This is a genomic window from Candidatus Brocadiaceae bacterium, assembly GCA_012728835.1.
GTDB lineage: Bacteria > Planctomycetota > Brocadiia > SM23-32 > SM23-32 > JAAYEJ01.
Genome location: JAAYEJ010000026.1, coordinates 1 through 18573 on the forward strand (window position 1 = coordinate 1; position 18573 = coordinate 18573).

18 protein-coding genes are annotated in these 18573 nt (G+C 68.6%); 7 read left to right on the forward strand and 11 right to left on the reverse strand.

Translation table 11 applies throughout. From position 1 onward, the window contains the following. The 6 genes from GXY85_03735 to gap all read right to left on the reverse strand — a co-directional run. Nucleotides 1–602, reverse strand: a 602-nt coding sequence (locus GXY85_03735; GenBank protein NLW49939.1) for a hypothetical protein, incomplete at its 3' end; no start/stop codon positions are given. Between the two features lie 47 nt (nucleotides 603–649). Continuing rightward, nucleotides 650–1495 carry a sugar phosphate isomerase/epimerase gene (locus tag GXY85_03740; GenBank protein NLW49940.1) on the reverse strand — a complete coding sequence of 282 codons (846 nt, stop codon included), beginning with the start codon at nucleotides 1493–1495 and terminating at the stop codon, nucleotides 650–652. Nucleotides 1496–1612: 117 nt separating this feature from the next. Beyond that, the gene (locus tag GXY85_03745) at nucleotides 1613–2425 is read right to left on the reverse strand and encodes an acetyl-CoA carboxylase carboxyltransferase subunit beta (GenBank protein NLW49941.1); all 813 of its coding nucleotides are present in this window, start codon (nucleotides 2423–2425) and stop codon (nucleotides 1613–1615) included. Nucleotides 2426–2438: 13 nt separating this feature from the next. Continuing rightward, the gene (locus tag GXY85_03750; protein NLW49942.1) at nucleotides 2439–3116 is read right to left on the reverse strand and encodes a ribulose-phosphate 3-epimerase; all 678 of its coding nucleotides are present in this window, start codon (nucleotides 3114–3116) and stop codon (nucleotides 2439–2441) included. 23 nt (nucleotides 3117–3139) lie between these two features. Continuing rightward, the gene (locus GXY85_03755) at nucleotides 3140–4309 is read right to left on the reverse strand and encodes a phosphoglycerate kinase (protein NLW49943.1); all 1170 of its coding nucleotides are present in this window, start codon (nucleotides 4307–4309) and stop codon (nucleotides 3140–3142) included. A 104-nt stretch (nucleotides 4310–4413) separates the two neighbouring features. Then, nucleotides 4414–5427 (reverse strand): type I glyceraldehyde-3-phosphate dehydrogenase, encoded by a 1014-nt coding sequence (gene gap / locus GXY85_03760; GenBank protein ID NLW49944.1) that lies wholly within the window; start codon nucleotides 5425–5427, stop codon nucleotides 4414–4416. 310 nt (nucleotides 5428–5737) lie between these two features. On the opposite strand from gap, the gene GXY85_03765 reads away from it, so the two are divergent. After that, nucleotides 5738–6106 carry a DUF3795 domain-containing protein gene (locus GXY85_03765; GenBank protein ID NLW49945.1) on the forward strand — a complete coding sequence of 123 codons (369 nt, stop codon included), beginning with the start codon at nucleotides 5738–5740 and terminating at the stop codon, nucleotides 6104–6106. An 87-nt stretch (nucleotides 6107–6193) separates the two neighbouring features. Then, entirely contained in the window at nucleotides 6194–6409 is a 216-nt protein-coding gene (locus tag GXY85_03770) for a hypothetical protein (GenBank protein ID NLW49946.1), read from the forward strand. Nucleotides 6410–6516: 107 nt separating this feature from the next. Here the strand turns inward: GXY85_03770 and GXY85_03775 are convergent, their stop codons facing one another. Beyond that, nucleotides 6517–7827, reverse strand: coding sequence for an HD domain-containing protein (locus GXY85_03775; GenBank protein NLW49947.1), 1311 nt, complete (start codon nucleotides 7825–7827; stop codon nucleotides 6517–6519). A gap of 171 nt (nucleotides 7828–7998) precedes the next feature. Between GXY85_03775 and GXY85_03780 the strand changes: the two genes are divergently transcribed. The 5 genes from GXY85_03780 (at nucleotide 7999) to GXY85_03800 (ending at nucleotide 14678) form a co-directional block, all read left to right on the forward strand. Next, nucleotides 7999–8733, forward strand: a complete 735-nt coding sequence (locus GXY85_03780) for a helix-turn-helix domain-containing protein (GenBank protein NLW49948.1) — start codon at nucleotides 7999–8001, stop codon at nucleotides 8731–8733. 54 nt (nucleotides 8734–8787) lie between these two features. After that, complete coding sequence (locus tag GXY85_03785) at nucleotides 8788–10212, forward strand: FAD-dependent oxidoreductase (protein ID NLW49949.1); 1425 nt, start codon at nucleotides 8788–8790, stop codon at nucleotides 10210–10212. Continuing rightward, nucleotides 10209–11735, forward strand: a complete 1527-nt coding sequence (locus tag GXY85_03790) for an MmgE/PrpD family protein (protein ID NLW49950.1) — start codon at nucleotides 10209–10211, stop codon at nucleotides 11733–11735. The genes GXY85_03785 and GXY85_03790 overlap by 4 nt, the downstream gene beginning before the upstream one ends. 197 nt (nucleotides 11736–11932) lie before the next feature. Then, on the forward strand, nucleotides 11933–13237 hold the full coding sequence (locus tag GXY85_03795) for a hypothetical protein (protein ID NLW49951.1): 1305 nt from the start codon (nucleotides 11933–11935) through the stop codon (nucleotides 13235–13237). A gap of 226 nt (nucleotides 13238–13463) precedes the next feature. Then, complete coding sequence (locus tag GXY85_03800; GenBank protein NLW49952.1) at nucleotides 13464–14678, forward strand: GNAT family N-acetyltransferase; 1215 nt, start codon at nucleotides 13464–13466, stop codon at nucleotides 14676–14678. Between the two features lie 25 nt (nucleotides 14679–14703). Here the strand turns inward: GXY85_03800 and scpB are convergent, their stop codons facing one another. The 4 genes from scpB to rsxC are packed head-to-tail and all read right to left on the reverse strand — an operon-like array spanning nucleotide 14704 to nucleotide 18559. After that, nucleotides 14704–15507 carry an SMC-Scp complex subunit ScpB gene (gene scpB, locus GXY85_03805; protein NLW49953.1) on the reverse strand — a complete coding sequence of 268 codons (804 nt, stop codon included), beginning with the start codon at nucleotides 15505–15507 and terminating at the stop codon, nucleotides 14704–14706. Then, nucleotides 15504–16184 (reverse strand): FMN-binding protein, encoded by a 681-nt coding sequence (locus GXY85_03810; GenBank protein ID NLW49954.1) that lies wholly within the window; start codon nucleotides 16182–16184, stop codon nucleotides 15504–15506. The genes scpB and GXY85_03810 overlap by 4 nt, the downstream gene beginning before the upstream one ends. Then, complete coding sequence (locus tag GXY85_03815) at nucleotides 16181–17179, reverse strand: RnfABCDGE type electron transport complex subunit D (GenBank protein ID NLW49955.1); 999 nt, start codon at nucleotides 17177–17179, stop codon at nucleotides 16181–16183. The genes GXY85_03810 and GXY85_03815 overlap by 4 nt, the downstream gene beginning before the upstream one ends. Nucleotides 17180–17212: 33 nt before the next feature. Beyond that, nucleotides 17213–18559 carry an electron transport complex subunit RsxC gene (gene rsxC, locus GXY85_03820; protein NLW49956.1) on the reverse strand — a complete coding sequence of 449 codons (1347 nt, stop codon included), beginning with the start codon at nucleotides 18557–18559 and terminating at the stop codon, nucleotides 17213–17215. Nucleotides 18560–18573: the final 14 nt, after the last annotated feature.

The window sequence follows — 18573 nt, forward strand, 5'->3', positions numbered from 1 at the left end:
TAGCGGGCCAGGTCGACCGGGCTGTCAAGCGGGCCGTATTCGTCCTTCAGGCTCCCGTGGCGGATCGCCCGGTTCAGTTCATCCACGTTCTCGAAGATGCCCGGGTCGGCCGACGCTGGTGCGTCGGGTGCCGGCGGTGCGGCGGGCGCCGGTTCCTCGGTCGGTGGGGCGGCGGCCTCGGGGCCGGGCTTGCGGACCAGCCCGAGCTTCCGGAGCAGCTCGCGCGAGCGGTCGTCGATGCCCTGCGACTCCTCCAGGTCCCGGATCGCGCGCGCACGGCGGCGCTTGGCGGCCTCCATGATGTCCTCGTAGGGCAAGAACTGCTCGGCGCCCAGCTTCTCCTTCCATCGAGGACAGATCTTCTCCCTGAACTCGACCAGGCGCTGGTCGGCCCGCCCCTCTCGGTCGAAGATGCCGGCGGCCGCGCACATGCAGGCTGCCCGGAACGTCTCCCGCAGCTCGTCGCAGGGCTCCTTGGGCCGGAGTTCGCGGGGGTTCTCCAGCAGGTCGTTGAAGACGTGCATGAACGTCAGATAGGGGATGGGGCGATCCTCGCGGTAGAGCTGCTGGATCTTGGCCATCATGTCGGCTTTGGACAGCATGCGCGGTCTCCCGTGTCATCCGGAGCCCGATGGGGCGGCCGGGCCCGTCAGCGGGCGGCCTTCACCCGGTCCACCAGGGCCATCAGCCGGCGGCCGTACTCGACGTACTTCTCGTAGGCGCCCTCGGCGTCCGAGGCCGCCTTGCCCACGTGCACGACGGCGGCCACGTGCGGCTCGATGGAGATCCCGTTGTCGTACCCCCTGTCCATCAGGTCGTTCAGGACGTCGGGGATGCGGGCCTGGCCCTCGCCCGGGTAAGTCCAGTCGACGCGGCCGTCAGCGTGCCGGACCCCTTCCTTGATGTGCACGTAGACGACGTGGTCCTTGATGGCGCTGTAGTACTCCCACGGGTCCTGGCCGTGGCCGAGGGGATTGCCGGTGTCCCAGACGAGCTTCATGGCGGGCGAGTCGACGCGTTCGAGCAGTTCGAGCGTCTGCCTGGGCCCAAGGCCGCCCCAGCCGTTGCAGTTCTCATGCACGATGGTCACGCCGCCGTCCTCGGCCATGCGGGCGAGCACCTTGAGCCGCGCGACGACCTCGTCGCGCCATTCGTCCTCGGGCCACCCGGCGTTGGGATAGCTCATGCTGCGGATGAAGGGGCATCCGAGCCGCTGCATGCGGGGGATGGCTCGCGCCAGTTCGTGGCGGTCGATATCGGGATGTTTGGTGATGGGACGCGACCAGTTGCAGAGCTGCGCGGCGAAGCAGGAGACGCCGATCCCGGCATCTCCGAGGGCGGCCACGGCTTCGTCGAAGGCACGGTCGCTCAGGTCGGCGACGCCGATCCCGCTGATGTTGCGCAGTTCGATGTGCTTCCAGCCCAGTTCCGTGTGGGCCTTGATCTGGGTGGCGAGGTCGTCGCCCGCCTCATCGGCAATACCGGAGAAGAACATTGCAGCCTCCCGTCTTGGGGGGATAGTGGATCGCCTGGAGTGAACTCCCTTGTTCGGCCAGCGTACGGGGACGGCCGCACGGTGTCAAGTAAACGGCGGACGGCCGGGGGACGGCGCTCAACTGAGGTATTCGAGCAGGCCGGCCACGGTGGGTTTGATCTGGCTGCGCTCGACGATCATGTCCAGGAAGCCGTGTTCGAGCAGGAACTCGGCGGTCTGAAAGTCGTCCGGAAGCTCCTGCTTGATCGTCTGCTCGATGACGCGCCGGCCGGCGAAGCCGATGAGCGCCCCGGGCTCGGCGATGAGCACGTCGCCCATGCTGGCCCAGCTGGCGGTGACGCCGCCGGTGGTCGGGTCGGTCAGGATGCTGATGAACGCCCCGCCCGCGCGGCTGAAGCGGTTCAGCGCCGCGCAGGTCTTGGCCATCTGCATCAGGGAGAAGGCGCTCTCCTGCATGCGGGCTCCGCCGGAGGCGGCCACGGTCACGAGCGGCAGGCGGCGCTCGCCGGCCAGCTCCACCGCGCGCGAGAGCTTCTCGCCGACGACGCTGCCCATGCTGGCGCCGGCGAAGCGGAAGTCCATGGCGGCGAAGACGCACGGCCGGCTCTCGATCGTGCACGTGCCGCAGACGATGGCTTCCTTGAGCCCGCAGCCGTCCACATACTTCTTGAGCTGGTCGCGATAGGCCTTGACCGCGACGAACTCCAGGGGGTCGCACGACTCCATGTCCTTGTCGCACTCCTGGAAACTGCCCTCGTCGGTGTGGAGGGCGATGCGGGACCAGGCGCCGATGCGGAAATGGTGGTTGCACTCCGGGCAGGTCTGCATGCGCTCTTCGACGTTCTTGCGATAGACGAGCGCCCCGCAGCCGTCGCACTTGACGAACAGGCCGTCGGGCACCGGCTTCTTCTTGCGTCGGAAGCGCAGCATCGGCAGGACCTCCCTATGAACGTTCCTGCGGGGCTCGTGGGGCCAGCGCGGCCTCCCGCAGGCGCTGCAGAGCCCGGGCCGGCGGCACGTCGGCCCGGAAGACCGCTGAGGCGGCCACCAGCACGTTGGCCCCGTAGCCGACCGCCACCCCGGCCGTTGCCGGCCCGATGCCGCCGTCGACGTAGATGTCGAGGTCCGGCCCGAACATGCGCCGCAGCGCCGGAATCTTGTGGCACCCCTCTTCCAGGAAGCCCTGCCCGCTGAAGCCCGGCTCGACCGTCATCGCCATCAGGCAGTCGATCCGCCCGACGAGCGACTCCACGGCCTCCGCCGGCGTATGCACCTTGAGCGCGACGCCCACGGCGACGCCCAGCTCCCGGACGGCCGCCACGGCGGCCTCGAGGTCCGGGACCGCCTCGGCATGGAAGAAGATCGTGTCGCAGCCGGCTTCGGCGAACGGGGGGGCGTACCTGACCGGATCGGTCACCATCAGGTGGGCGCCCACGGGCACGCGGGCACACCGGGCGACGGCGGCGGCGACGTAGGGCCCCAGCATGATGTTGGGGACGAAGTGCCCGTCGGCCACGTCGACATGCAGGCGGTCGGCGCCGCCGGCCTCCAGTTCGGTCACGGCGGCCCGCAGGTCGGTCAGGTCGGCGTCGACCATCGAGGGCGCAATCTTGATCGGCATCGGTGTTCCCTTCTGTGATCGGCTCATTCGAGCACGGCGATGCCGGGCAGGGTGTCGCCGGCCAGGAACTCCAGCGAGGCGCCGCCGCCGGTCGAGACGTGGCTGATCCTGTCCTGCAGACCCAGTTCCTCCACGGCCTCGGCGGTCTCGCCGCCGCCGACGATGCTCGTGGCGTTCGACTCGGCCATCGCTCGGGCGATCGCCTCGGTGCCTTTCGCGAACTGATCGATCTCGAAGTAGCCGACCGGCCCGTTCCAGGTGACCAGCGCGGCGTCGCGGATGCGTTCGGCATAGAGCGCCGCCGTCCTGGGGCCGATGTCCAGGCCGATCCACCCGTCCGGTATCTCGCCTTCGAAGACCTGCGCCTCGGCATCCGGGGCGATCTCGCGGGCACAGACGTGGTCGACCGGCAGCAGGATCTTCCCGCCGGCCTCGGCCAGCAGTTCGGCGGCGACCTCCAGCCGGTCCTCCTCCACGAGGCTCTTGCCGACGCCCTTGCCCTGCTGCTTCAGGAACGTGTAGGCCATCGCCCCGCCGATGAGCATGCCGTCCACCTTGCCGAGCAGGTTGCGGATGACCTTGATCTTGTCGGACACCTTGGCGCCGCCCATGACGGCGACGTAGGGATGCTCGGGATTCTGCGTGGCCCGGGAGAGGTAGTTGACTTCCTTCTCGATCAGGAACCCGGCGGCGGCGGGCAGGTGGTCGGCCACGCCGGCCGTGGACGCGTGCGCGCGGTGCGCCGTGCCGAAGGCATCGTTGATGAACAGGTCGCCCAGGGCGGCCAGCCGGCGGACGAGTTCGGGGTCGTTCTTCTCCTCGCCGGCGTGGAACCGCGTGTTCTCCAGCATCAGCACGTCGCCGTCCTTCATGGCCCGCACGGCCGCCTCGGCCTCAGGGCCGACGCAGTCGGGCGCGAAGGCGACGGGTGCGCCCAGCAGTTCTGCGAGCCGCTCGGCGACCTGCTTCATGCTGAAGTCGGGGTTGGGCTTGCCCTTGGGGCGGCCCAGGTGGCTCATCAGGATGACGCGCGCGCCCCGCTCGACGGCGAACCGGATCGTCGGCAGGGCCATGCGGATGCGCAGGTCATTGGTGATCCGGCCGGTGGCCTTGTCCATCGGCAGGTTGAAGTCCACGCGCATGAGCACGCGCGCGCCGGCCAGCCTGTCTTCGAAGTCGCGGATCGTCTTCATGGTCGCCGTTCTCGTTCTGATGCCCATTGGACAGCCGGGGCGCCCCCTTGCGGGTCGGCGCCCCGGGTCCTCAACAGTTGCAGAGCAGCCTCGGGCCTGAGGCGTTACATGGCCGCAGCCTTGGCCATCAGGTCCACGACGCGGTTCGAGTAGCCCCACTCGTTGTCATACCAGGACACGACCTTGACCATCGTGCCGCCGATGACCATCGTCTGCTTGGCGGCGAAGACGGAACTGTGCGCGTCGCCGATGACGTCGCTGCTGACGATCGGGTCTTCGACGTAGCTCAGGATGCCCTTCATGGGGCCTTCCGCAGCGGCCCTCATGGCGGCGTTGACGGCCTCGGCCGTCGTGGCGGTCCCGAGTTCGGCCACCAGGTCGACCACCGAGCCGTCGGCGACCGGCACACGCAGCGCCAGGCCGTTCAGCTTGCCGTCCAGCGACGGGATGACCGAGCCGATCGCCTTGGCGGCGCCGGTGGAGGTCGGGATGATGTTCATCGACGCCGCACGGCCGCGGGCCAGGTCCGAGTGGAGCTGGTCGCAGGTGACCTGGTCATTCGTGAACCCGTGGCAGGTGGTCATCAGGCCGTGCTTGATCCCGAACTGGTCGTCGAGGACCTTGGCGACGGGGGCCAGGCAGTTGGTCGTGCACGAGGCGTTGGAGATGCAGGTGTGCTCGGCCTTCAGGGCCTGGTCGTTCACTCCCAGAACGATCGTTGCGTCGACGTTGTCCTTCGCGGGCACCGTCAGGAGCACCTTCTTCGCGCCGGCTTCGATGTGATCGCCGTAGCCGCCCTTCGGGCCGGAACGGGAACGGAACACGCCGGTGGACTCGACGGCGAAGTAGACGCCCATGTCGCCCCACGGCAGGGCCTTCGGGCTGCGCTCGCTGAGGACCGGAATCGTCTTGCCGTCCACGACCAGGTTCTCGCCCTGCACCTGGACCGTGCCCGGATAGCGCCCGTGCACCGTGTCATACTTCAGCAGGTAGCCCAGTGCCTCGGCGCTGCCCAGGTCGTTGACGGCCGCCACCTCGAAGCCCTCGCGCTGCATCATCGCGCGGAAGACGAGCCGACCGATTCTGCCGAATCCGTTGATTCCCACCTTGATCGTCATGCTCCACCGCTCCCTTCAGGTGTTTCGGATGCCCTGCTTCACCGCAGTTCTCTGGAGTGCACGCCGAACGCGACCCCACGGATGGGGCCTGCACACAGACACACTTCACCCCTCGGCGAAGACCCAACTATAGTGCAGCCGCCCGCCCGTGTCAAGTCCACCGGCGACGTCCGCCGCACGGGCGGACCGTCCCGCCGGAGCTTGCATTCCCGCCCCCTGCGTGGCACCCTGACTCCAGCGGCCGGCGCAGTCGGCGCGGCCGCCCCACCCTGAGAACGACGCGGAGGGATGAGGGGGGAGGGAGCGAACGATGACGACGGTGCCGGTCGACAAGGAGTCGGTCGCGTACTGCGGCCTCTACTGCGCGGCCTGCGGCGCCCACGTGAAGGGCCGCTGCCCGGGCTGCCACGATAACCAGAAGGCCGCGTGGTGCAAGATCCGCTCCTGCTGCCGGGAAAACGGCTACGCCACCTGCGCCGACTGTGCGACGTACGCCGATCCGCGCGAATGCCGGAAGTTCCACAACGTCGTGAGCCGCCTCTTCGGCCTCATCTTCCGTTCCGACCGCCGGGCCTGCATCCGGCGCATACGGGAGATCGGCCGAGCGGCTTATGCCGAGGGGATGGCGGCCGACGGCCGGCACGCCATGCGCCGTGGAGGCCAGGGCATCATGCTGTAAATGTGTCCACGGGGGAAAGGGCCAACGAATAGAGTGGCGGCTGGCGCCGTATACATGGCGGAAGCTGTTGTCCAAAGGAGGTAGGCGATGTTCACGTATATGCTCCGGCCGGTGCTTGGGTTCATCGAGTGGTGGTCGGGCCTGACTCCCTGGTTCCGGCTGGGCGTGCCAGTGGCCCTGCTTGCACTCTCCGGGATTCTGCTGGCGTTCGGCTACGTGTTTGTCGTCGGCTGGGGACTCGGGATTGTCTTGCTGCTGTTTTCCGGGCGATCCGACGCAGAGAAGAAGGGATACCATTTCTGAAAAGGGGGCGTCTCTGCACCGTCTGCCGGAGACCGAGGCCATAAGCTCTCTTGATGGCGGCGGTCGGCAGCCCGCAGAGGCTGATTCCTGCTGCTCAGCGGCCCCGGCTACAGCAGGTGTCCGCGCTTCTCGGCCGGGAGTTCGTTGGGGAAGCCGATGACCCGCTCACATGCGGCCCCCGCTTCGGCGGTGCGGTCCGCGAAGGCGGGGGAGAGGAAGACGTAGAGCTTCCAGAGCGCCTGGTGCTGTCGCTTGAGCACCTGCACCTCGTCGCTGTTCAGGTCCGAGAGGCGCGTCAGCGTCGCCTCGGGCACCAGGACGGGCACGTCGGCCTCCTTGAGCGCCATGCCGGCGGGCGCGCAGTAGATGGCCACGCGGTGCGGGGGCGCGCCGAGCGCGTCGGCGATGCGCCGCTCGGCCTGGTCCCGGGCGCCGTTCTCGTTGAGGTGGTGGCGGCGGACGGCATCCTCGACGGCGTCCTCTCCGATCTGGCGCGAGAGCATGTAGCAGCGCTTGAAGAGCCGCCGCATGCGGAAGCCGTCCAGAAGCTCGCGCAGTGCCTCATCGCCCCCGAACTCCCGCCCCAGGTGATGGAGCAGCGCCTCGTCGGTCAGGGTGCACAGGTCCGCCTCGGTCAGCCCGCCGGCCAGCGCCCGCTCCACGGCCTTCGAGATCATGACGCCGGCGGCGATCTTGGCGTGGTGGTAGTAGACGCGCTCGCTCAGGACGTAGCGGATGCGCAGCAGGTTGGTGACCTCGCTGAGGGCGTCGCGGCGGAAGAAGCCGTCGTGGCGCAGGTCGATCACCAGCCGGCCGTCGGCGATGCGGAAGTAATGGAAGACGCGCTCGTCGAAGTCGCGCGAGAGCCCGCAGAAGTAGTTGTCGCGCTTCAGGTAGTCGAGCAGGTCGGCGCAGATGGTGCCGCTGACGATCTGGCGCAGCCCCTCCAGCCTGGGCGGCACGGCCCGGCCGGGTTCGAGCAGTTGCAGCGCCAGGCGGCCTTCCTCGGTCGCCTCCAGGCGCTCGCGCAGCTCGCCGCCCCCCAGGAGAAGCCGAAACCGCGAACGGCTGTGGTCGTGGCGGTCCAGCAGCCGGCGCTCGTCCTCGAAGGTGTGGCCGAACGGGATGTGCGTGACGTCGTGCACGAGCGAGGCCAGGAAGACGGCGCGCTTGTGGACCTCAGGGAAGGCGAAGTCGCCCGAACGCTCGATCTGCTCCACGATGCGCTTGGCCATCCAGCAGGCGCCCAGGCAGTGCTCGAACCGCGTGTGCTGGGCGGAGGGGTAGACCTGGTAGGCGGCGCCGAGCTGGCGGATGCCCCGCAGGCGCTGCATCTGCGGGGTATCGAGCGCAGCCATCTCCCCCGGATCGAGGTAGATGTCCTTGTGGACGGCGTCGCGGAGCTTGCGCGCGCGCATGCGATGCCCCGGGATGGGATTGAAGGCCTGGGATTCGGGCATTCCCCGACGAATGCATGGGATTATACGGCACCGGGGCCGGCCTTACACGTGAAAGGGGCTTGACAACGGGGCGCGGGCGCCGGTAGAGTATTCCATGAGAATGAATACATTCATTTATGTGGAACATCCATGATCCAGGTTCTGAGCCGGGCGCTGGGGATACTCGAGGAGCTGTCGGCGCGGGAATCCGGCTCCGTCAAGGAGCTTGCAGCGTCCAGCGGGCTCAAGAAGAGCACGCTCTGCAACATCCTGAAGACGCTCGCGCAGCTCGGCTACGTGACGAGGTCGGGGCGCGGCACCTATCGGCTGGGGCCGAGGCTCGGGCAGATCGCCCGGCCGCAGCTTCAGAAGGAGGCCCTCGCTCGGTTCGGGCGTGAGGCGGTCCTGGCGCTGGCGGACGCCACAGGCGAGTCGGCCCAGCTCGTCGTGCTTCGCGACGGGGAGCGCTACGTGCTGGCCGAGACCCGCAGCCGGCATGACCTCATTGTGAACACGGTTGTGCTCGGCATCACGGCGGCCGGGTCGGCAACGGGCCGCGCGATCCTCGCCCACCGGGGCGAGGAGGAAGTGAGAGACGCCCTGCAGCGGGCGGGCGGCGAGGCAGAGCCCCTCGGGGCGCTGAAGGCCGCCCTGCAGGAGGTCCGAGAGAACGGGCTCTCGGAGTACCACCCGCGCGGCCGGGACGTGGTGGCGCTGGGCGTGCCCGTCTTCTGCGGTGCGGAGGCCGTGGCCGCCCTGGGCGTCTACCTGCCGAGTGTGCGTTTCCGCGGCAAGCACCGTGCGGACGTGATCGAGTCGCTCAGAAGGGCCGGGAAGAACCTGTCCGTCAGGCTTTCGTCGGAGGCAGGCGGGCAGGCGGCGTAGGAGAGACGCCCCGGCGTTCTGCAGGATCAGCAACAGGAAGAAGGAATCAGACGGATGGACAAGCAGAGGGTTCACGAGCCGGCACGGGATGTTGAGATCATCGAGTCAGCGGACGTGGTCGTGGTGGGTGGAGGTCCCGGCGGGATCCCCGCTGCGGTCGCCGCCGCTCGGGCGGGCGCGAAGACGGTGGTCATCGAGAGGTACGGCATCCTGGGCGGGCTGGCCACGACATGCCTCATGGGACCGCTCTTCGGCTACGCACCATTCGGGTACTTCGACTTCCATCAGGCGGGTTCGGAGAACCTCCTGGGCGGGATCCCGGTGGAGATCGTGCGGAGGCTCCAGCAGATCGGCGGCGCGCCGGATGACAACGCCATCGACTGGCAAGCGGTGAAGTTCGATCCGGAACTCTTCAAGTTCGTCGCAGACGACATCGTCGAGGAGTCCGGGGCGATCATCCTGCTCCACGCCTACACGGTGAACACGATCGTCGAGGACAGGAAGATCAAAGCGGTCGTCATCGAGAGCAAGTCGGGCCGGCAGGCGGTGACGGGCAAGGTGTTCATCGACGCCACGGGCGACGGCGACGTCGCGTTCTTCAGCGGTTGCTCCTATGCCAAGGGGCGGGAGGCGGACGGCGCCATGCTGGCATTCGGGTCCAGGTTCCGGATCGGCGGCCTCAGGCCCAGGACGCCTGAGGAGAAGCAGCAGTGCATCGATCTCTCGAAGGAAGTCATCGCCAGTGACGAGGTCCACATGCTGTCGGCCAGTGACTTCGAGGAGTGCGGCTCGTCGGTGCGCCCGAACGAGAGCACGCCCGACATCACCCGGCGTATGGGCGACGGCACCGACATGCGGGACCTCACGCGCGGCGAGCTGCAGATCCGCAAGGACACGATGGACATCCTGAACTTCCTGAAGGAGAAGGTGCCCGGCTTCGAGTCCTCGTATCTCATCGACACGCCCTTCGGGGTCGGCGTGCGGGAGACGCGGCAGATCGCGGGGAAGTACACCCTCACCACCGACGACGTGGCCAAGGTAAGGAAGTTCCCGGAGACGACCGTCGCCCGAGGCTGCTGGTTCTTCGACATGCACTGCCCGCTCGGACGCTGCTATCCGGGGAACGATTTCACCTCGGCGGTCTGCACCAAGCGCTGCAAGATGGCGCCCAACTGCATCATGAAGACCAGTTACGAGGACCATCTCCTCGACGACCCCTACCTGCCCAAAGGCGAGTATTACGACATCCCCTACGGGTGCCTCGTGGCGCAGGACATCGACAATCTCCTCATCTCGGGCCGCTGCGTTTCGGCCTCACACGAGGCCATGTCTTCGCTGCGCGTGATCGGCACCTGCTTCGCCATCGGCGAGGCGGCCGGCGTTGCGGCGGCGTGGAGCGCGGATCAGGACATCCGCCCCGAGGAGGTCAACGTAAGCGCATTGCAGAACCAGCTTCGCGACCAGGGGGTGCCGCTATGACAACGGAGCCGGCCGGTGCGTGGGAACGGCTCAACCCGGGGATGTTCGATGAAACCCCGGGCACGGTCGGCCGCCACACAAGAGACGTCGCCGCCTTCGTGAGTCGGGTCGACTATGACGACCTGCCGGCTGGGGTGGTGACGGACACGAAGCACCTCATCCTCGACACCATCTCCTGCGCCCTGACCGGCCGGGACGTGGCCTCCGCACGCATCACCAGGGAGGTCAGCAACTACCTCGGCGGCGGTGCGCAGGCAAGCGTGATCGGCACGCGGGACCGGACGTCGCCGCCGCTCGCCGCGATGGTGAACGCCAAGATGGCCAACGCCATCGACCTGGACGACTGCTTCATGAACATTGCGCACTTCGCTCCGCAGGCCACGATGGCGCCGCTGGCACTCGGTGAATCGCTGCATCGCTCGGGCCGGGAGGTGATCGTCGCGGTGGCCGCCGGCTACGAGGTGGCGGCGCGGATCGCGCTGGCCGCCAACTTCTGGAAGGTCACCGGCCAACTGGTCTACGGCGGCGGCAGCGAGCGGCTCGTGTTCGGGGCGAACGTCTTCGGCGCAGCGGCGGCTGCCGTCAAAGCGCTCGGGCTGGACGAGCAGGCGGCCGCGACCGCGCTCGGCGTGTGCGGCTACTTCGCGCCTTCCCTCATCCGGAGCAGCGAATCGGCGCTGGAGCCGCCGACTTATGGCGATGCGGGCTACATGGCAAAATACTGCGACGCCGGATGGTCCACCTTTACCGGCGTCATGAGCGCCGTCTACGCCAAGACGGGCTTCGTCGCCAACCGGCACTCCCTGGACGGCCGGCACGGATACATGAGGATTATGGGCGGCGAGGGCGTCAACGAGGACATGCTCACGCACGGCCTCGCCCGAGACCAGGAGCATTGGTGCGTGTCCGACTCGGCCCTGAAGACCCACCCGTGCTGCAAGTACGTACACACGCCGCTGCACCTGTTCCTCGAACTCGTCGAGGAGAACGGGCTCCGCGTCGAGGACATCGAGAGGGTGACCGTGCACCTGCGCCCGTCGCACGCGATGGGCTTTGCGGACCAGACCGTGCAGGTCATGCAAGGGATCCCCTGCACGCACAACATCCCCTACAACCTGGCCATGGCGGCGTTCGGGATGACGCCGACCCACGAATGGCATGCCGAGGGCAATGCGGACGACCCGAAGGTGCGGGCGTTCATGCGGAAGGTGTTCACGCAACCCTCGGGCGAGGCGCCCCGGACGGGCGTGGAGGACATTCGGGCCTGCGGCTTCCCCAAGAGGATCTTCTCCCAGGTGGATGTCCAGTGTGCCGGGAAGGCCTTCAGCAAGAGCGCGGACCGGGTCAAGGGAGACCCCTGGTGGGAGGAAACGAAGTTCACCGACCGGGACCGCTTCGACAAGCTCACGCGGTGCGCCGCCGGGACTCTGGGCAGGGAGCGGACCGAGGCCGTGTGGGAGTGTATCATGGGTCTCGAAGACACCGCCGACGTCGCGGCGCTCGCCGAACTGCTCAGGCCGTGAGCACGACGCAGCGCAGGGCGTCGTGGAAGAGGCCGCGCAATGCGCGGAGAGACGAGCGGTCCACAACTACCGGAGGATCTCAATGACTGCCGCCTCGCAGCTTCAGGTCGTCCCCCCGGACCCCAAGGTCCACCTGCCCTGCCATCTTGACGCGGCGTGTAGATGGGGCGTTCTGGGCTTTGCCGGGAGGTCGGGCCATGGCAGGTAAGGTCGCTGTGATCGGTGCTGGGAGCGCGTTTGTCGCCGGCATCCTGAACACGCTCGCCGAGCGTGCCGATGAGATGGCCGGGTGGTCCGTCGTGCTGGAGGACGTGAAGCCCGAACGGCAGGAGACGATGCTGGCACTCGGGCGGAACCTGTTCCGCGCGCGCGGCGCGGACATCGAGATCAGCGCGACGCTCGACCTGGACGAGGCCCTGACGGACGCGGACTTCGTCATCACGTGCTTCCGCATCGGCGGGTTCGAGGCGCTGAACCTGGACGTGTCCATCCCGCTCAAGTACGGCATCTACGGCGACGAGACCTCCGGGCCCGGCGGCATCTTCTTCGCCTGCCGCACCATCCCCGTCGTCGTGGACATCGCCAAGCGCATGGAGCGGCTCTGCCCGGACGCCGTGCTGGTCAACTACGCGAACCCCACCTCGTTCGTCGCCGACGCCGTGCGCCGCCAGAGCACGATCGAGGAGATATCGATCTGCAGCGGCTTCATGGGCGTGGCCGGGCTGGTCGAGCAGTTCCTGGGAATCCCGCGCGAGAAGGTCGTGCCGATCACGGCGGGCGTCAACCACTACACCTGGCTCCTGCATGCCTACGTGGACGGCAAGGACGTGGCGCCTGAGCTGCGTGAGAAGCTCATCGTGTCCGACACGAGCAAGTCCTCCTTTGGCTGGCAGCGCACGGTCGAGCTGGCCAGGATCTACGGCATCGTGCCCATCCCGGGCGGCCACATGGTGGACTACTTCTGGCGCCGCGAGTCGGTCGAGCACGCGCGCGAGAGCGGCCACTGGGGCCTGGCGAAGCCGGCCGGCGGCGGACGCAGCGTCGTGTGGGATCACTACGAGGCGCTCGCGAAGGCGGACGACCCGCGGTTCGACATGGACATCCCCGGCCTGCCGCACCTGGTAGGCACGGTGAGCGACCTGGCCGTCGACCTGGTCATCACGATCGCGAACGACGACCGCAAGGTCTTCGCCGTGAACATGCCGAACAACGGGCAGATCACGAACATGCCGCGTGGCGAGATCGTCGAGTCATCGGCGCTGGTGGGCGCGTTCGGGGCGATCCCGTTCGCGGTCGGCGACCTGCCGGACTTCGTGCTGCCGATGACCGAGATGCTGGCGCGCAGCCGCAAGCTGGCGGTGGACGCGGCGTTCAGCGGCGACCGCGACAGGCTGCTCTACGCCCTGATGGCCGACCCGCTCGTGGACTCGCTGCCGCAGGCGCAGCCCATGATGGACGAGATGCTGGCCGCGCAGGCGCAGTGGCTCCCGCAGTTCGCGTGAGGCAGCAACGGATCTACCACGAAGGAAGTCATCGCCAGCGACGAGGTCCACAAGCTGTCGCGGTGCGCCGCCGGGACTCTGGACAGGGAGCGGACCGAGGCCGTGTGGGAGTGTATCATGGGCCTCGAAGACACCGCCGACGTCGCGGCGCTCGCCGAGCTGCTCAGGCCGTGAGCGCCGAACGCCGCCGGCGGAAGCACGTTCACCACAGCAGAGAGGGAACCGCATGGGCGCCGCCCCCGAACTCCAGGTCGTTGCGCCGGATCCGAAGGTCCACCTGCCCGAGATGTACGAGATGTGCGCCAAGGTTTTCAGCAAGCCCGAGCGCCACGCAACCTTCCTCGAATGGTGCAGGAACGCCTACATCGGGAACTCGCACTACGACTGGAACACGGCGACGATCGGCATCCTGGACGGGCGCATCGTCACGCACTACGGCATCTGGGGCTACGTGATGCGCATCGGCTCGGCGCGCATCCGCAAGACGGGCGTCGGGCTCGTGGCCACCCACCCCGACTACCGCAAGCGCGGGCTGATGACGCTGACGGCCAACCGCAGCATGGAGCTGATGCGCGAGAACGGCTACGACATGTCCACCGTCACCGGCATCGCCCACTACTACGACCGCTTCGGCTACGTGCCGGCCTGGAACGTCACGGACTACAGCGTCGAGGCGCACCACCTGCCGGACGAGAAGCCCGGCGTCCGCATCCGCACGTTCGAGCCGGGCCATCACGCCGATCTGGCGAAGCTCTACAACCGCCGGAACGCGCGGCGCACGTGCACCGTCATGCGGCCCACGTTCCTGAAGAACCAGCGGCCCGGTCAGTGGTTCGGCTATCGCTGGAACGACACCGACGGCAAGCTCGCGGGCTACGTCATCGTCTCGAAGGAAAAAAGCACCCTCCGCGCCCTCGACTGGGCGGGCAACGACGCCGACACGTTCGCCGTGCTCTGCTCGCTCGTTCGGAAGCACGGCAGCGAAATCCTGGCCTTCAAAGGCATGCACTACGACGACCCGCTGCGTACGCGCGTGATCGGGCAGTTCTGCGCCACAGCCACCACGCGCTACCGCAGCACCGGCGGCCCGATGATCACAACGATCAACCTGGCCTCCACGCTCACGAAGCTGGCCGGCGAGTTCTCGAGGCGCCTGAAGGACTCATCGGCCGCCGACTGGCAGGGAAGCCTGGTCATCGCCGACGCCAACGAGAAGGCCACGCTCCTGATCGACCGCTCGAAGGTTGAGGTGGGACCGCCGGCCCGCACGAAGCACTCCATCTCCGGCGGGAATCACATCGCGCGGCTCCTCATCGGCTCCGACGAGCCCGGCGAGGTCGTCAAGGACGCCGGCATGAGGCTGATGGGCGACGCCCGGCGCCTGGTCGAGGTGCTCTTCCCCAACAACCATCCCACCCAGGGGCAGTGGGACCACGTCTGACGTCGGAAACGGGACGACGGGGGCGTCACGGGGCCGTCGCGTCGGGTTCGTCGTCCGCCCGGGGGGCCTCCTCGGCCGACGCCGTCGGCTCGGGAGCGGTCGGAGTGTCGACCCCGGCCTTGTCGACGGACGGCGCAGAGCCCGGCCGGTTCGCGGCGAGCCGGTCGAAGTCGGCCCGCTTGGGCAGGTCCTTGATCGAGCGGAGGCCGAAGACCTCCAGGAAGTGCTTCGTCGTGCCGTAGAGGAGGGGGCGGCCCAGCTCCTCGCTGCGGCCGACCACCTTGATGAGCCGCCGGCCGGCGAGGGCCCGCAGGATCGAACCGGCCTGCACGCCGCGGATATCGTCGACCTCGGCGCGCGTGATCGGCTGGCGGTAGGCGACGACGGCGAGCGTCTCCAGGGCGGCCTTGCTGAGGGTCTCCTGGCGCTGCTGGGTGTTCAGGCGGCCGATCCAGGGGGCGTATTCGGGGCGCGTGAGCATCTGGAAGCCGCCGGCGATCTCTTCCAGCGAGAAGGCGTGTCCGCCCTCGTCGTACTGGCGCTTGAGTTCCTTCAGGGCCGCGCGCACCTGCCGGCCGTCGGCCGTCCCGGCGGCCTCGCTCAGCCGCCGGACGCTCACGGGACGGTCCGTGCTGAAGAGCAGCGCTTCAACGATCGCCTTCAGTTCGGACAGATCAGTCGAATCGGTCGAATCAGTCGGATCGAGCGGCTCCCCGTCCTCGTCCGCCTCGGGGCCTTGGGCCGGCTCGGCGGCTTCCGGCTCCTCGGGCTGGTCGTCCGCGGCGGGTTCCTGCACGGGATGTTCGGCCGGCACTTCCTGGTCGCTCATCGGCCGTAGACCTCCGCCGTGCGTTCGATGATACGTCCCACGGCATTGCGGACGGCCAGCGTGGTCGCCTCGCTGGTCCTCGTGGCGCCCGTCACGGCCGCGATCCGGTCGGTGTCCTTCCGCGTCTCCACGACCAGATCGCTGAGCCGCTTGCCGGAGAACTGGTCCTGGAACCATGGACGCCGCTCCGCCGGTCTCGCCCCGGCGAGCGCGCCCCAGACGGACACGTCCTTCTCGACGGCCCGGATGTTCTCGCCCAGGCCCGGAGTCTCACCACTCTCGAACACGGCCATGGCGTGGATGACGGGGTCGGCGGCCAGCGCACCGTTCGGCGAGTCGGCACGCACGGACACGATGACCTCGACGGTACTCTGGTAGCCCTTGGCCTCGCCCCTAGCGGCGTAGAGGGTCCGCCCGTCGTCGCGGCAGACGTATACTTTGTCCTCGTCGGCGACGTCCTGCGCGTAGGCGCCCACCGTGCCGTACTCGTCCGCTTCGCCCAGAACGGCCTGCAGCGCCTGCCGGAACGCCCTGGCCATGTTCTCTTCGATGTCGGATTTCATGGCCTGGTAGAGCGCGGCGACGCCGAGCCCGCTGACCAGGCAGATAGCGGCGAGCACGATGACGGCGGTGGGCGGCCGGCGCGATCCGGGCCTCGCCTGCAGATCCTCAGTCATGTTCCCCTCGGAGAGGCTTTCGGGGTCCGCGAGCCGTACACCCGCGGGCGGACCCAGCGGTCGATCAGCGGCGTCGCCGTGTTCATGAGCACGATCGAGTAGGCGACGCCTTCGGGATAGCCGCCGTAGCGGCGGATCAGAGAGACAAGCAGCCCGCAGCCGACGGCGAAGATCGCCCGGCCGGCCGGAGTGACGGGCGTTGTGACCAGGTCGGTCGCCATGAAGAACGCCCCGAGGACGAGCCCGCCGCTCAACACATGATAGAGCGGGTCGCGGGCCCACGCGGGGGCGTCCTGCCCGGCCGGCAGCAGCCAGGTGAGGGCGAACACCGTGCCGATGTAGCAGACGGGGATGCGCCAGTCGATGATCCGGCGGGCGATCAGGAACAGGCCGCCGACGATCAGGGCCGCCTTGCACGTCTCGCCGATGCAGCCGGGGACGCCGTTGCCGGCCAGGAGGTCGAGGTACGACCACGCCCGGCCGGCCGTCTCCCCGGCCAGCGGGGAGGCTGCCGTGACCGCGTCGGCCGCCGCACGCCCCCACAGGGCGCGCGGGACCGGCCAGGAGGCCAGGCTGATCTGCGTGGGATACGCGAACTGCAGGAAGATGCGCCCGACCAGGGCGGGGTTCCACACGTTGTTGCCGAGTCCGCCGAACGTGTGCTTGGCGATGGCGATCGCGAACGCTCCGCCGACCAGGGGCACGTACGCGCCCACGCCGGCCGGCAGCACCATGGCCAGCAGCAGGCCCGTGATGAGCGCGCTGCCATCGGCCGCGTGCGAGAGCGGCCTGCCGCGGATGCGCAGGCAGGCCAGCTCGGCCACCTCGCAGGCGACGATGCTCAGGACGTAGACCTTCAGCGCGGCCGGCCCGAAGGCGTAGAGGCTCACGGCGACGGCCGGCAGAAGCGCGGCGACCACCGTCCACATGATCCGCTCGACGGAGTCGGGGTGCCGCACGTGCGGGGACGAACTGACCACAAGCTGCGATTCCATGGCTATCCTTTGCACATGCGGGGGCGCGTCCGCTCAGCTCTTCCTGGCCTGCTGCTGCTTGCGGCGGCGGAGTTCGGCCTTGCCGAACTTGACCATGTGGACGATCCGCCGCCCCGCCGGGCAGACGTAGGCGCAGCAGCCGCACTCCTTGCACTCGAGCATCCCGTACTCGACGGCGGCGTCCCAGTCGTGCCGCTCCATGGCGATGCTCATCTCGCCCGGCATCAGGCCCAGCGGACAGTGCTGCACGCAGCGCCCGCACCGGATGCAGTCGCGCTGCGGCGGCACGGAGACGGCGCGGCGCACCAGGATGCAGCCGTTGCCCTTGATCAGTGGCACGTCGAGCGTGCCCTGGGCGAGGCCCATCATGGGGCCGCCCAGGATGACCTGGTTGGCGTCCTCCCGCAGGCCCTGCCGGCACACGATGTCGCCGACGTTCGTGCCGATGCGCTCGATGAAGTTCCCGGCGTTCTCGACGCCGTCGCCCGTCACGGTCACCGGGCGTTCGATCAGGGGCCGCCGGAAGCGCACCGCGTCGCGGATGGCGATGGCCGTGGCAACGTTGTGCACGAGGCAGCCGACGTCGCCCGGCAGGCCGCCCTGGCTGGGCACTTCCCGGCCCGTGACGGCCGTGATGAGCTGCTGCTCGGCGCCCTGCGGGTATTTCACCCGGAGGGGGACGACGCGCAAGTCCGGGTCGCCCGCAAGAGCCCGTTCGAACGCCTCGACGGCGTCCGGCTTGTTGAGTTCGATTCCCACGTAGCCGTTCGAAGCACCGACGATGCGCATGATCAGGCGCAGCCCGTCGATGATGTCCTCGGTGCGCTCGATCATCAGCCGGTGGTCGACGGTGACGAACGGCTCGCATTCGGTGCCGTTGATGAACACGTCCGTAACGGGCATGTCGGGCGGCGGGCTGAGCTTGACGTGCGCAGGGAACGTGGCGCCGCCCAGGCCCACGATGCCGCACTCCTGCACCAGTTCAACCATCCGCTTCGCGTCCATGGCCTCGACGTCCTGCGGCTCGTTCAGGCCGTCGGCCCACCGCTCCTCGCCGTCGCTCTCGATGATGACGGCCGGGACGCGGGCGCCCGTGACCGAGAAGATGCGGTTCTCAACCGCCCGAACGGTCCCGCTGACGGGCGCGTGGGCGTTGGCGCTGACAAAGCCCCGGGCCTGGCCGACGATCTGCCCCTTGCGCACCCTGTCCTTCTTGTCCACCACGGGTGCGGCGGGCGCGCCGATGTGCTGGGCCATCAGGACGGCGACTTCGGCGGGGGGATCGGAGGCCGCCAAAGGCATTCCGCTTGTGCGGGCCTTGCCATCGGCGGGGTGCACCCCGCCCCGGGGGAACGTGCGTGTTTTGGTGTCTGTAGCCATTGGGGACGCAGGGG